At 58.9% G+C, this 13,058-nt stretch carries 12 protein-coding genes and 1 pseudogene; 1 reads left to right on the top strand and 12 read right to left on the bottom strand.

Features of this window, described 5'->3' with window-relative positions; translation table 11 throughout:
- Nucleotides 1-240: 240 nt before the first annotated feature.
- From AAGS40_RS29625 to AAGS40_RS29610, 4 genes are all read right to left on the bottom strand, one after another.
- The gene (locus tag AAGS40_RS29625; protein ID WP_345817776.1) at nt 241-522 is read right to left on the bottom strand and encodes a hypothetical protein; all 282 of its coding nucleotides are present in this window, start codon (nt 520-522) and stop codon (nt 241-243) included.
- 545 nt (nt 523-1,067) lie between these two features.
- Entirely contained in the window at nt 1,068-2,699 is a 1,632-nt protein-coding gene (locus AAGS40_RS29620) for a ShlB/FhaC/HecB family hemolysin secretion/activation protein (protein WP_345817775.1), read from the bottom strand.
- 800 nt (nt 2,700-3,499) lie between these two features.
- The gene (locus tag AAGS40_RS29615) at nt 3,500-3,736 is read right to left on the bottom strand and encodes an LPXTG cell wall anchor domain-containing protein (RefSeq protein WP_345817832.1); all 237 of its coding nucleotides are present in this window, start codon (nt 3,734-3,736) and stop codon (nt 3,500-3,502) included.
- A 349-nt stretch (nt 3,737-4,085) separates the two neighbouring features.
- Nucleotides 4,086-4,379 carry an H-NS histone family protein gene (locus tag AAGS40_RS29610; protein ID WP_345817774.1) on the bottom strand — a complete coding sequence of 98 codons (294 nt, stop codon included), beginning with the start codon at nt 4,377-4,379 and terminating at the stop codon, nt 4,086-4,088.
- Nucleotides 4,380-4,892: 513 nt separating this feature from the next.
- Between AAGS40_RS29610 and AAGS40_RS29605 the strand changes: the two genes are divergently transcribed.
- On the top strand, nt 4,893-5,105 hold the full coding sequence (locus AAGS40_RS29605; RefSeq protein WP_345817773.1) for a hypothetical protein: 213 nt from the start codon (nt 4,893-4,895) through the stop codon (nt 5,103-5,105).
- Between the two features lie 1,041 nt (nt 5,106-6,146).
- Here the strand turns inward: AAGS40_RS29605 and AAGS40_RS29600 are convergent.
- The 8 genes and pseudogenes from AAGS40_RS29600 to AAGS40_RS29565 form a co-directional block, all read right to left on the bottom strand.
- Complete coding sequence (locus AAGS40_RS29600; protein ID WP_345817772.1) at nt 6,147-6,593, bottom strand: SET domain-containing protein; 447 nt, start codon at nt 6,591-6,593, stop codon at nt 6,147-6,149.
- A 1,308-nt stretch (nt 6,594-7,901) separates the two neighbouring features.
- A pseudogene (locus tag AAGS40_RS29595) lies at nt 7,902-8,813 on the bottom strand (SMC family ATPase); the annotation flags it as partial.
- 101 nt (nt 8,814-8,914) lie between these two features.
- Entirely contained in the window at nt 8,915-9,373 is a 459-nt protein-coding gene (locus tag AAGS40_RS29590) for a hypothetical protein (RefSeq protein WP_345817771.1), read from the bottom strand.
- Between the two features lie 27 nt (nt 9,374-9,400).
- Nucleotides 9,401-10,156, bottom strand: a complete 756-nt coding sequence (locus tag AAGS40_RS29585; RefSeq protein WP_345817770.1) for a hypothetical protein — start codon at nt 10,154-10,156, stop codon at nt 9,401-9,403.
- A gap of 98 nt (nt 10,157-10,254) precedes the next feature.
- Nucleotides 10,255-10,752, bottom strand: a complete 498-nt coding sequence (locus AAGS40_RS29580; RefSeq protein ID WP_345817769.1) for a hypothetical protein — start codon at nt 10,750-10,752, stop codon at nt 10,255-10,257.
- Between the two features lie 242 nt (nt 10,753-10,994).
- On the bottom strand, nt 10,995-11,447 hold the full coding sequence (locus AAGS40_RS29575; protein WP_345817768.1) for a hypothetical protein: 453 nt from the start codon (nt 11,445-11,447) through the stop codon (nt 10,995-10,997).
- A complete protein-coding gene (locus AAGS40_RS29570; protein WP_345817767.1) occupies nt 11,447-11,836 on the bottom strand; it encodes a hypothetical protein in 390 nt (129 codons plus the stop codon). The genes AAGS40_RS29575 and AAGS40_RS29570 overlap by 1 nt, the downstream gene beginning before the upstream one ends.
- A gap of 607 nt (nt 11,837-12,443) precedes the next feature.
- Nucleotides 12,444-12,908, bottom strand: coding sequence for a hypothetical protein (locus AAGS40_RS29565; protein ID WP_345817766.1), 465 nt, complete (start codon nt 12,906-12,908; stop codon nt 12,444-12,446).
- Nucleotides 12,909-13,058: the final 150 nt, after the last annotated feature.

Below are 13,058 nucleotides of genomic sequence, written 5' to 3'. Positions count from 1 at the left end.
ACCTCGATGCCGGAAATCGTGTCTTGATTGCAGCACATCGATGACTGCCACCAGCATAGACAGGTTGCTGGCACGAGATGATCTTCATTTCTGAGGAAAGATTTTTATTTCTTAAACTGCAACGAATAGATCCTGCAATAAATTACGCGAGATGGAGACAACCGTCAGGCTTGCACCCGCATAAAGTCAGTAATGCCAGGTGATATAGTCAGACTTCATGAAACGTCACCTGCCGGTTTGCTAATGCGCCCTTCCAGTTCCAGTAGTGATCGCCCGGGCGATCCGGCACGTGAGCATTACTGGCACTATCAAGGGCCACGCCGCGGCGACCATAAGCTCGACACCGGCCTCTTCCGGCAGGCTGAAGGTGTCAGGCTTATGTTTCAAGTGAACAACGTGCAGGAACAGGTATAGTCCAGCGAGGTAGCTGAATTCGACAATCCACGCCGAGAGATAGCCTAGTATTGAAAAGCACGTGCAAGTGGTTCCGATCAGAAAAGCAAAGGCGATCAGTGTCGACATGATTCACTCTCAGGTCGCGGTGGGTCTTGAAATTTGATAACTGCCCAGTCTGCGGGTACAAGTGGGGTAAGAGAACCATTCGCTACCTTGACGGATCTGATGACCTTCATAACTAACCGTCGTTGAAGCTTTGCCCCGTAGCGATGCCCGACTCTTGCGCCCGGCATCGCGTTCTCCAACGTCCGCTTTCGCCCTGGACCTTGCTGCATCGTCTGCCCGGTTCAGTTGCTCAGACTCCATCATCGCGGCGACAAATCGAGAATTTCGCCAATTATCAGGTTCAGTCGGCCTGTCTCGCAGACGGTTCCTGATGCCCACAGACGATGCACAAAAAACGGCGCATAAGATCCGTGTACGCACATGTCGCAGCTGGCCGGCCTGTGGCAACGCTTTTTGCCTTTTAAATCGGCGGCCGCCGGAACCTGGTCCCCTGCATTCCATGTGGCGAGTCTACGACGTCACTCAGCGGAAAAAATTATGGTCTATGAATCACCTTCGGAACGCTCATCATTTTCTCCCCCGAGCCAGGCCCGAGTAACGCACACTTAGTGTTTCCAGGTGAAGCTAAGCCAGAAGCGCGAGCGCGCACTTCCCGGTGCGACCCAGGAGTCCTGCGCGAACGGGAAGCGCCGCGCCCACGCAACTGAAGTGGTAAAACCATTCGTGCTGACCCAATCGATCGCCAGACCATAACCTGCAAGTACGCGCCGGTTAGTCACATTGCTGACCGTTGGATATCCCGCCTGCCAGCCTGGCCACGGGTCGCGGTTGAGCTGACCCAAAGCGAAATCGACGAACGGACCGGGCAGAATCTGACCTCCTTTGGGAAGCACCCATCGCCAGCGCAGGTCAAGCGAAGCAATGACGCCCTGATCAACCGAGCCCTCGTCCGCCCTGTAGGCGCGAACGCCGTTCAGGCCGCCGAGGGATAACATTTCGCTGTAGTCAAGATTCTTGCTCGCCAGCTGGCCACGCACGTTGGCCACGGCGAACAGGTTAGTCGACGAGGTCAGATTCTGTCTGCGCATCAGGTCTGCTGACAGTTTCGCGTAACGGCCCGCGCGCTGTGGACCGACATCCTGGGCGTCGTCGTTTGACTGATCGCCTACAGTCAGTGCAACACTACCCTGCCACTGGCTCAGACCGAGTTGCTGTGCGCGATCGCCGTTGTTGCCGGAAAAGGTCAGGCGGGATGCGTAAAGATGGGTCTGAACGTCAAATCCGAAATCCGGGTAGCTCGTCTTGGTGTGAGTGTCGAGAAGGTCAAACGCCCCATAAACATTTGCGTCCAGGCCCCGCACGAAGGGATACACCAGGCCGGTGCTGACCGTGTCGGCAACCGCCTTGACCTGAACATCACTATTGATTGAATACAGGGCGCGTCCAGCTGCCAGTGACCACCGCAGTCCGCTGTAACCGATTGGTCCGCTTGCACCAAGGGTGCCGCTCCACATGTGCTTGTTTGTTGTGTAGAGCGCGGCGCTGTACGAATCGCCTTCGCCAAGTATGTTGTTCGCGGAAACCGTTGCGCCCAGGCGCAGCAGTCCGGTAGCGTCGGTGCCCTGGTTATCCGCGATCGCATCGTAACTCACCGCCTGACCGACCGGTACTGTCTGTACTGTCATGTGCGTCTGCCCGGTCCCGACACCTTGACTGTCGAGAGCGGGCGCGCCCCCAAGGGTCACGCCGGGAATGTCCTGGACAAGCTGGGTGGCGCGTTCAAGTCGCGAAGATTCAAGTACACATCCCTCGCCAATGCCCCGCCCCTTGTCACACAACGCGTGTTCAAGCGTGCGTTTAAGACGCGCCTCCTTGACCCGGGATGAGTTGTCGACGTCGAGCCGGCCAATCTGGCCGAGGTAGACGGTGAACTGGAGTACATGGCTTTGCTCCGCGCGTCGGGCGTCCTCGGCGGTGACCAGCACCTGGCCGATAGGATACCCGCCAGCGTGCAGAACCTCTGTCAATCTCGTGGACCAGGCCTGGATATGGCTGCCGTCAGCAGTTTCCCCTTTCCACGCATCGACGAAGGGTTGCAGCATTGCCGTAATCTGACCCGGCGTTCGCTCGTGATCAACGACGTGGTAGGTGAATCCTTCCGCGGTCGTCTGCGCATAGGCTGCACCGGCCGGCCAGCACGGGATGGCGAGTGCCACCAGCACGGCTGCAATGCGCATTCTGCCCGCCTGTTCGCACCATTGCGCGCGACTTAACATGATGTCGGCCTGGCTGCGACTGTGGCCGCTCTTTCGCTTCGATCCGTTCTGCACCCTGCCCCCTGGCTGTTGCTAGCTGTACTTTCCCTGCGTAGATCGGGTCTGTCAGATGATTCTGCATATCGCAAGGTGACCGCAGATGAAAAGATATGACGGCGGCAATTCCGTGCAGGTCACAATTACCGGATTCAGACTTCATGTGGCCAGCCGGGGGCGGGCACTGTTCTCTGGATTGGGCGCAGGAGGGCGATAGACATCAATGTGTTAGGCAGCCCTTGCCTCGCCAGAAGTGGCTGGCGACAATAAGCCGTTGCCGTCATGCCTTCTGGGCGCATAAAGGTAATTGATGTGTCCAGTGGCTTTTGATGCGTTCTGTCGAGGGCGGCGATAGGGGCGAAGGGAGTTGTCCCGGACCATTTCCGTTCTTTTTGCCTTGCTGGAAGGCATGAGAACGCAACGTGCCCGATACCATGGCGCACAAGTCGTCGCCAAACCTGAATTTCGGGAGATTTCAGCTCTTGACTAAAGATCCCCGTTCCAGATGCGTGGCGCGAGCCCGCCTTCTGCGGGAAACCGATCGGGGGGATCTTCCCTTCGTCACCGGCGAAGATGGTCACACCGGAGGTGTCCCCCTTTCTGGCAGTTGCCGGGGCGCGAAACTTCCTTCTTCCAGGAGGTTGAGACGACTTGTCCTGACTGACTCGAAGAAGACCATCATGCTGACACGGATCGCGACCCCTGACCTCGAGGCACAACTACCATTACTTCCTTTTCGCCCGGCTGCGTTCGATCTCCCTGAGCTCAAGGCTGCGGTAAGCGACAAACATCTGTTCGCGCATTCTGCGTTTCAGCAGACGCTTTGCCGATAGTGTGTAGCCCAGAAGAGCGACGGCGACGATTACACAGATAAAACCAATCCACGAGCTGACATTCATGTGGTCCTCACCAGTCTCCGCTAATTCTGTTTCTGGAAATGTGCAGCACTGAGTGGCATCCAGGGATAACCCACAGGTCCGTTATGGAAGGCATTATGCGTGGGCATGTGACAGCAGGAATGTGCCCGCTAACGTGCCGTGTCCATCGTGGGACCCCATTGAACTGCGCAGTCTTGAAAAAACGTACCAGCCACACATGTCGATCCAGGCTGGGCGATAACAAGGCTTTAACAGATCAGGCTTGACCTGCACGCTGAATGATCGGTCCGCACGGGCCTTTACTGGCACCACCTGGCGGTCACTCATGGCCCGCAGGCAACCTGCTGAGATCACGTCCCATCAATAGCGGCCTTGCAACTCAAGTTCCATGGCGGTTGACAGCGACGCGTCTCGCGAAACCCAACGTCAGGCGTTAGTCACGAATGAGAAACCGCTCGTAAGGCTGCCCTTTTATCCATGCGGGCTGGCGCCCTACCCCGCTCCACGTCGCTCCTGACATTGGATCGCGATACTTTGCCGGTCGTATCCCCGGCTTCGGACCACGCTTGCCTGTAGCCTGGCCGAACACCTGCGCAGGCGTGAGCGAATATTCCTTGATAATCGCGCGCACGTTCCTTACGACTTCGTCGAGTTCACTTTCTCTCGCCGCGTCTATCCGTTGCTGGAGTGCATCGCGCTGTTCAAGAAGCTCACGATAGCTTGCCATTTTGATCTCCATAGCGCCGCTAATTTGCGGAAAAACGTTTTCCTTGATTGACCATGCTGTCCTGACCTCTTTGCAGGTCAGACCGTCGGCTATAGCCTCACTGCATTAGTAGGTTTAACGATTAAGCTGATCTGTATCAGATTCAGAAACTGATCTGCTAATTGCATTTTGTGTTCTCAATGCAGCGGCCAAACTCCGGTTTACGTCATCATCGCTCATCAGGGCGTCCAAAGGGCAGCCGATTTGTTTTTTGTTATGAGTTGTCAGGTTCCGCATGTTTGCATGAAGACCTGCCTGAATGAAAGACATTATCCCGGCGTGGATGCTGCCTGCGAGAGTCGCAATCTTGCGGGAGCAAGCAGGCTAACTTTCGGACTATCCTCGCCTGGAACGGGTTAAGCCATGCCAGCGCGTAATGTCAGCTTCAACGCCAGTCCTGGATTAATCATCAGAAGCGTAGGCGGCGCTGACAGTCAAAATCCGACAGGGACATAAATCGTCAGGTCCTCAACCATGCCCGGCTATTACACTGAATTACTCCTTTATTTCATCGTCTACGACGGTTACGATTGCTTCGACTATATGTATCATCACAATGAGCAGATTCAGGAACGACACGTAGGCGAGATGGCCCCCGAAATCTGGTGTTTCGTCAGGCTTGCCAGGAGATACGAAGGTACTTACGCTGTTTTAATGGCAGCCGCAACGTCGGTTGCGGAGCGCTGAGTCCCAGCAGGCCTGCGGACATCACGGCAACGCATAGGCAACAGGCGAGACATTCGCATGAACGTCTTTTCCTTCGCCTGGCTGTAGTCTGGCGCCAGCTGGACAGCTGCATGCGCGCATTTTTGCATGGAAGCCGGGGGCGACGGCAGACGTTTCCATCCGCGGCATGCGCCATGCATGCAAGTACTTGTAGCGACTCCACATGGAAGAATGAACTGATCGACGTGTTTGCCCCGAGCGTCGATGTCGCGACCGTTCGCTTCTGGAACCGCGTCAAAGGAGACACAATTGAGAGGCTCCGAAAACGAATGGCATCAACGTGCCAAAGTGGAACTGCGACTCAATCGCTTGAAGAATCCAGGCCCCCGACGACTGCTGCGTATTACGCGAGGCGGCATATGCCTCGTTTTACAACGAACCCAAAGCCGGCCAGTTAATGCGGCGTCCCCTCTGTTGATCGCCGTCGTTACAGTCCTGATGAAGGGGTCGATTGCCTGCAACGTGGCTTGCGCTGACTCGTCGCGCCGGCGACGGCGTCCACCCGTTCCTGCCTGTTCATATTTCGTCCGTCTCCTGGCTTGCGATGCAGCCTGCCTACTCCGTCGGTCCGTCGGCATGCAACTTTCCTTCCGGCGTGGACGCGACGGACGGAGCGGCCAGTGCCGATGTCAGCCGCCAGGGATGACCTCGGACGAGATCGCCGCTTAACTATTGATAACTGCAGTTGGTAACACTGCCTTTAACGCATGAATTCGGACTAGCGAAACTCAACAGACCGTGCTGACGTTCAATCCACTTGTTTCGGCTTCTACTGCTGCATGGCCAGCCGCTTGCTGCTGTCGCCCTGACGGGCGCCTACAGCTGCACCGCCTTCACCGCACTTCGTGCATTCGTGCGGTGCGTGCCGCTGGCGACCATGCGCACGTGTGAATAAGCGAGGACAGCAGTGGAGTGCGCCCACCGTCCATTGCAGAAAAGGATCACGAGTTCAGAACAAGAACCGCCATTGCGAGCGCTTATGCAAGGCCGCATGGGCGCTCGTTAAGCGCCGACCATCGCCAGCATCGAACCGGTACATCGCTTCGTTCCACAGAGACATGAATAGTCGGCCGCCAGTTCTGGAGTAACCGCTTCACCGATAGTCAGCCCGTAGGCGATGAACAGCTCCTCACCCGGCTTCACTTTCCTGAGCGTCTCGATGAAAACCCTCCCCCGCTCGTCCTCGATCGCCTCGCAGTTCGGTTGACAGGAGTGGTTCAGCCAGCGGGCGCTGTTGCCACCGACGCTGCCGTCAATGACGCGCCCGTCAGCCAATCCAAAAATGAATGTGTGACCGCGCATAGCGGATCGCCGGTGCCGCACGGAGGCCCGGTGCCACAATGTCACCTCACCACGATATTCGAAGATCCGCTGGCCGGCTGGAATCGCCTGCAACGCGAAAACACCTCGCCCATGAACCGATGATTTCCTGACCGTCACGCGTCGCACTTCTGGCTCCTGATCTGTTAGGCTATGAGCATAGCGAGCGGCACGGTGCACGGCAACTGACACCGTCAGAAAAGGCTGGTCTGCTGGGATCGGTGGCGGCGGCCGGAGAGGTCATTCCGCCTGGGTTTATCCAGTTTGCCGCGCTTGCCTTACCCGCGGTAGTCATGCCGGCATCAGACATTCCGCTGCCCCATCATTGACGCGCAGATCTGATATGCCGGTTTCGCCTGACGGACACGGTGCCGAGGCGCGGAAGGGCAGCGCAGCGCCGGCGATTCGCCCGGGCGATCATCTGCGTGCGACTCATGTTCGACCAGCAATCTGCCATGAAGCGTGTCACAGCCCGGGCACGGACTCATGCGCGACGCCCTGTAGAGGTGTCGCTTCGCCGGGCGGGTAAAGAACAGCCATGCAGTTCATTTTTGTGGTGGCATGTACCTTTGCGTTCATACCGCTATTTCTGATGCGTTGCTGGTCTGAGGCCCGTGCTGTGTGGGACGAACTTGTGGACGCCATCTCTTCCGGACTTCGACCGGCACGACCGGCGCTCTGGCTTCCCGCGCATATGCATGTCCGGCTCGCGGGTTGCGCCTGCTGATACAGACTTCGTTCGTATCGGCCAGCACACCTGCATGAAGTCTTCGAAGGGTATGTTCACCGATTTTTTGGGCAAACCGGTCAAGGCGCGTCTTTATAAACAGGTATCAGAATTCTGTCATGAACAAGGGCGTGACATTGCCCCTGGACAGTACGTCCAGATTCCAGAGCCGCGAACTATGCTTCAGCGGAATTCCAGTTGGCTGCGTCGCGAAGTAACGGCTAATTCAAATAGGAAATGCGCATGCCCTCCACCGAGACTGATCAGCCTGCCGTCCGGACAACGACGAGAGTCGCCGGGGCTCACCTCGCGGTGCCTGAACGACGACTGTGGGGCGTGCGCTTACGGCGCGTGCCTGTGGCTGCGCAGTGCAGGCGCAAAGCGACGAGCCTGTTGCTCCAAGCAGCAAAAGGAGGTTTTCCGTCGTGGATTCGGGGAAGGATCGTGCTCCGCTTACGCGGTGCGTGAACTGCAGGGATTGCCCGCGTGGACAGTGACCCACTTGCCGTCGATCAAGACGTCACGCAATAGCGAGCCGTTCAGAACGTAGGTGTGAGTGGTACCCGAGCGAGGCGAGGCAGGACGGGACGATAGCGTTACCGCTTCATCGCGTCCCTGAATGGCTCGAACAGTTGGCATAGGCGTTTCTCAATGTGATAGCGGGAAACGCCCCGGTGGGCGTTACCCACAGGGTTAGAAGGATGTGCGCGTCATGCGGCCAGCGCCTGAATGTCGATTACCGCAACGGCTTCTGCCACGAGGTCGGGCGTTTGCGAGATGAAAAACTCGCGCTCATAGCCGCCCTGCTTCAGCACTTCCCGCTTCATCCGCATGAACTGCAGCTTGCGCTGCGGATCAAGCGGACCATCGGACTCGTCACTGAAAAGCGTCTGGTAGGGCTGGCCCGTGTTCTGTGCCTGGTACAGCGCAATGCCTCGCGTGAGACATTCGTTGATCCAGACCTTCTGACCACCGGACATGACCGACACAGACTTCGTGCTGTCAGCTTCAGCGTCATGCACAAGGATCTCGAACCCCTCACGCAGCTCGCCGTTTGAAAGCGCGCGCTGCGTTCGGATCTCGGCCGTGAAACGCATGCCGTAACAGGCGAGCAACAGCCGGTTGACGGTGTCGGTCAGTGCCGGCCCCGCGTCGTCGATCGTCAACGCGATGACACCGTCGTTGCCAAGCCCTTTCGCCAGCAGCTTCCACTGCGCGATCTCATCGGAGAGCCGGTCGGCGCGCCGCTGCGTCGCAGAGAAGCCCTCCAGTTCAGTCGAGAGCGCGCCCGCTTCTGCCTGTAGCACGGTCTAGGCGCGGATTGCACCTTCGATCCTGCCCTCAAACGCCGCTACAGCTTCGCGATTCGCGGCCAGCTTCCGGTCAGTCTCCGCGATCGCCGCCGTCACATCGACGGCTGCAAGCTGCTTCGACTCCTGCTGGATTCTGGTCATCTCTGCGGTCATCCGGGCCTTTTCGGACTCGTATCGCGCAGACCGCGCAGCGGCTTCGCTCGCAACGTTTTCCAGGTCCGCGTGAGCGGTCTCAAGACCCGCTGCGGCAGCGTCCAGGAGAGGCTTGCTGGCAGCAAGTTCAGTCGCCGCCTGCAGATCACGCCTCGCGTCATCGCTTTTTCGCATGGTCTTACGCCGGCAGCGAGAGGGATGGGCGAAAAAAACCCGGCACGGAGCCGGGTCTGTCGAAAAGGTCTGGATGAAACTGATCAGGCGTGGTGAGCCGTCTGCGTCCTGGCAAGTATCGCCGGATGAACGCTCGCGGCCGCACGCGTCGCCTGATGGATCTCAATCACGTGCTGGCGCGCCTGCGGCGATCCAGCCGATTCCCATTGGGCCTGACAGGCTTCGTCATAGCCCGCCAGCGCAAAGATGCCGCGGCGACGCGCAGCAGCCCGCACACCGAGCAGCCTGATGCCGAACACCTCGCGCACCGTCTGCTTGACGACGCGATTGCGCTCGTCGGGGCAGTCCATGATCGTCAGCAGGTAATGCACGTCTCCGCGGTCAATCGCCTCGGAAATTTCATTGCCCAGAGCGAAAGTCTCGCGGCCATGCTCCAGTAACGCGATCTGCATCTGCAGATCGAACGTCCGTTGAGACATCCGTCCCGCCGACCGTTCAGTTCGCAAACGAGCGATCGCGGTGTCCCGCCGGCGGTCCGCCATATTCTGCCGGTACAACTCGGCAAACTTCTATACCGGCGTACCGAGCGGCACGGGGTTCGAATAACGGTCGGGCAGGTTATGTGCCTGCAGCAGCCCGTGACTGAACAGCAGATCATCGACCTCCTCATACGTCGGGGAGTTCGGCGCGAGACGCATGACCATCGCGAGCAGTGCCGCATTGGCAGAACTGATGCCGCCCTTCTCGCGCGACATCAAGCTTGCCAGCACTCGCGCCTTATCCGGCGGCATCGCGCCGCGCAACTCAGGCACATCAAGCAGTACCCTGCCCCACGTCATGTCGGTCGTGAAGCGGTCGGGCAACTGGCGATATTCATCCAGCACGGGCTCGGGAATCGGGCAGCCTTCTGCGAGCGCATACGCGACGTGCACTTCGTGCCGGCCGTTCCGCTGTCGCGTGTGGCCATATTCTGGCCCTGCGTAGCGGAACCCGAACCGGCGCTCGCACTCGCCCTGCAGCGTCTCGAACAGGTCGAGTCGGCCGCGCGCGTCGGCCGCCTCCCCGATCTGCTCCGAGGAGAAGATCAGTCGCGGAGTCGACGTGAGGTCGAACGCATCGTAAAGCAGCTTCCAGTGCGAGCGTCTGATCCGGCGCACGGTAAGCGAACCATTGTGGCGGATGACCTGAACCGGCTGGCCGCTTTGCATCAAAGTGATGTCCGACGACTCCAAGGCGAGCAGGCGGTTGTCGGTTCTGAAGACGGCGAGCACTTCGAGCAGTGTGCCGATGGAGAGGGAAAGACCAGCGAAGGAGAGTTGATACACGATTGCTCCGGGAAATAGAAAGCGGGCAATCGCTCCCTGTCGGGCCGAGTGCCCGCGAGGGTTGAAATGATGGTTGCGTCGTCTGACGTGAACGAGAACTACGTCCGGTCGATCGCGTGAGAGATAAAGCGCGCCAGTTGCCATGCCTGGTCCGCGACAAATACCTTCGCGCGCAGGAGCGGCAGGACGGCATATCCGCGGCCCGCGACGTCCGGTATTTCAGTGCGCGTGATCCAGTCGACATGGACGATCCAGCCCTCGGATCTGCCGATGTCAACGGAGACAGCCACACGGTTCCAGACGCTGTCAGCAGGGCAGATGCGGTCCATCCGGGCACCGCTGGTCGCTTCGTTGGGGTCATCAAGCATATTGGCGGTCACGAGCCATTCCGGCTCAAGCTCCGTATTGCGTAACACCTTGCAGAGCATCGAGCAGACTTCTCCGACGGTTCTGCCTTCGACGTCCAGCCGGTTGCCCTGCGGTGATGAATCGGCACGTGTACCGGCGATGATCGCCGCGAGGCTTCCGTTTTCTCCCGCCGACACGACGGCGACTGGCTGCTCGTAGCCCACGGGCTTCACAAAGGCGTGGTTCATTTCTGGTCTCCAAAAAGAAAAAAGCGCGCCCCGGGGGGCGCGCTCAGTAGTCAAAAAAGACAAAAAAAAGCTGCTCCCCGATGGGAACAGCCCGATACCTCTAACCCGGCACTACGCCGCGTGATTAATCACGTTTGCCAAACAGGCGCTCATGATCACGCTTGCGGCCATTGTTGTTGGTCCAGAGAAAGAACGCTGCAATGGACACGCCCACAACGAGAGTGATGAGGTTTGCAACCATTTCATTCTCCTTTCATTTCAACAAATCCGACGTACCACAATAGTACCGCAACTATTGCGAGGATCGCCGTGCCGGCAATAGTCGTCGAGTCCAGCCTGGATGCGGCGTGAACGTAGCCAACGAGGCCACCGATGGATGCCGCCGACAGGGTATGCAGGAAACGCGCATTTTGCTGCCGCTGATCCTTGGTGGGGTTCACTAGTTGCTCCAGGGCCGATTTTGGGTCGTCGGGCTCGCCGATCTTCCGAAATCCATCTGGATCCACCGTAACAGGGAACGACGAGCCGTTGTACTCCAGAACAAAAGACGGGGAGCACTCGGTTTCGTCCATCACGTGCAGCAGCGTCTGAAGACGCGGAGGCAGATGCACTTGCCCCGTTGCCGGATCAAGCGTCACCCGGTCCGTAATCGTCGTGCCGCACGAATATTCGACCTTGACGTTCGCAAGTTTCATTATCGACCTCCGGAGGAGGTGTCGATGCCACCGGCGAGGCGAAGGCCATCGAGGAACGAGTGATAACCACATGCGGTCTCGATCTGCTCGAGCGGCACATAGTTCTCACCGCCGCCCGTTAAAACCGAACGGCCGCGGCGCGTGCGGAAGCTGAGCGCCACCGGTTTCTGGCACGGCCGATCCAGCAAGTCGACAATCAGCGTCTCGGTGCGAAGCGACACGCGCCCCGGAAAATTCCGGCGCGACGGTTCAAAGACAATCTCGCGGGAGCGGAGGCGCAGGCCCTGCGCCACCCGGCGAAGAACGCGCGCGGCCTGCTGCTGGAGAGCAGCGGTAGCGCCGGCGCCGCCGGATCGACGATCCGTGTAGAACGACTTCGGGAATTTCATGCTGGACCTCGGAAAAACGGGGCAACTCCCTTACGGAGGGTTGCCCCGCAAGGGAAAGCGCCGTGAAGGCGCGAATAGTCATTGGGTGATACGGTAGCCGGGCCCGCTGGAAACAAGAAAACGTGTTCGCGGGAGCGAACTGCTGGTCATCGACCTGCGACACAACAACGGTCTGACCGTTGGCCCGTCGAAAAAAGACCTCGATGCCACTGTGACGTGACATCGCAGCGCTTACGTGCTGGGAAAAGAAGCCGGCGGCAGCACCCGACAGGGCACCAGAAATGTAGCGGCCGCGCCCGTTTCCGATGATCTGGGAGCCGAGAAAAGCACTGTCCACCTGTCACACCCAGCGGCGCGCGCTGCACGAGGTGTCGCAACGCCGCAGCGCGGAACATTGGCGAGTAGCACTCGCCTGCGCGCACGATGTAAGCGGATCGTCGGTGGTTAAGCCCTAAGTCCTGGTGACGTAGCGGGTAAAAAGATAAACGCGGTGACGGAGCATGCGGAGCATCCGATCAGTAGTGCTCACGCGAGGCCAGGTAGTCGGCACCGAACTCGCTGATAAACAGCGAAAGGGCATCGCCCACCTGATGCGAGAACTTGAACTTCATTTCTCGTTGTACATCACGATATCAGGGCCGCTTAGACACACCTTCTCGCGGGTTTCAAACTGGTAATCCAGCAGCCGCCCGTGCTTCAGCTCCGACGCTAGTACTTCAAATCCGGCGTGACCCGAGAAGGCCCCCAGACCGCGTGTGATATTTGCGACGGTCTGCCGCGATTGATAGGTCGGCCGGCGAGCGCTGGAACGGTGGCACGGTTCGCTCCAGCTTTCGTGCTTCCCGCACGATGGCGCTGGACGTCCGCTTGATCTCGGAGTTGGGGCGAATGTAGAACCATCGATGATCAGTTTCGCGGCCTGAACCAGGCCGATACGCTTACCGGCGTCGCCGCTGTAGGTGCGCTTCAGATAAGCCCAGAACGCGTCGAAGTCCGGACATTTGCCAGCCTGGAGCGCGCCGCAAATATCGATTGATGCGTTGTCGAACTCCTTGCTGTCGTCGATCTCCAACCGGCCGCCGTCTGGCGAGAAACGTCGGACCGCCTCTCTCACGAGCACATGCGAGAGTTGATTGCAGAAGTCGCTGAGTTCGCGCTCCGGAACTCGACCGGGACTCAGCAGCGCGGTAGCAATACTCGCCGTCGCCCGGAAACAGAGCGG

This window comes from Paraburkholderia sp. PREW-6R, assembly GCF_039621805.1.
Lineage (GTDB): Bacteria > Pseudomonadota > Gammaproteobacteria > Burkholderiales > Burkholderiaceae > Paraburkholderia.
Note: the sequence above shows the minus strand (reverse complement) of the source record. Positions and strands in the feature narration are given on the sequence as shown.

Coding starts and splice junctions, on each gene's coding strand:
- AAGS40_RS29625 (WP_345817776.1), bottom strand. CDS start 522: ATGTCGACACTGATCGCCTTTGCTTTTCTGATCGGAACCACTTGCACG.
- AAGS40_RS29620 (WP_345817775.1), bottom strand. CDS start 2,699: ATGCGCATTGCAGCCGTGCTGGTGGCACTCGCCATCCCGTGCTGGCCG.
- AAGS40_RS29610 (WP_345817774.1), bottom strand. CDS start 4,379: ATGGCAAGCTATCGTGAGCTTCTTGAACAGCGCGATGCACTCCAGCAA.
- AAGS40_RS29605 (WP_345817773.1), top strand. CDS start 4,893: ATGCCCGGCTATTACACTGAATTACTCCTTTATTTCATCGTCTACGAC.
- AAGS40_RS29590 (WP_345817771.1), bottom strand. CDS start 9,373: ATGGCGGACCGCCGGCGGGACACCGCGATCGCTCGTTTGCGAACTGAA.
- AAGS40_RS29580 (WP_345817769.1), bottom strand. CDS start 10,752: ATGAACCACGCCTTTGTGAAGCCCGTGGGCTACGAGCAGCCAGTCGCC.
- AAGS40_RS29575 (WP_345817768.1), bottom strand. CDS start 11,447: ATGAAACTTGCGAACGTCAAGGTCGAATATTCGTGCGGCACGACGATT.
- AAGS40_RS29570 (WP_345817767.1), bottom strand. CDS start 11,836: ATGAAATTCCCGAAGTCGTTCTACACGGATCGTCGATCCGGCGGCGCC.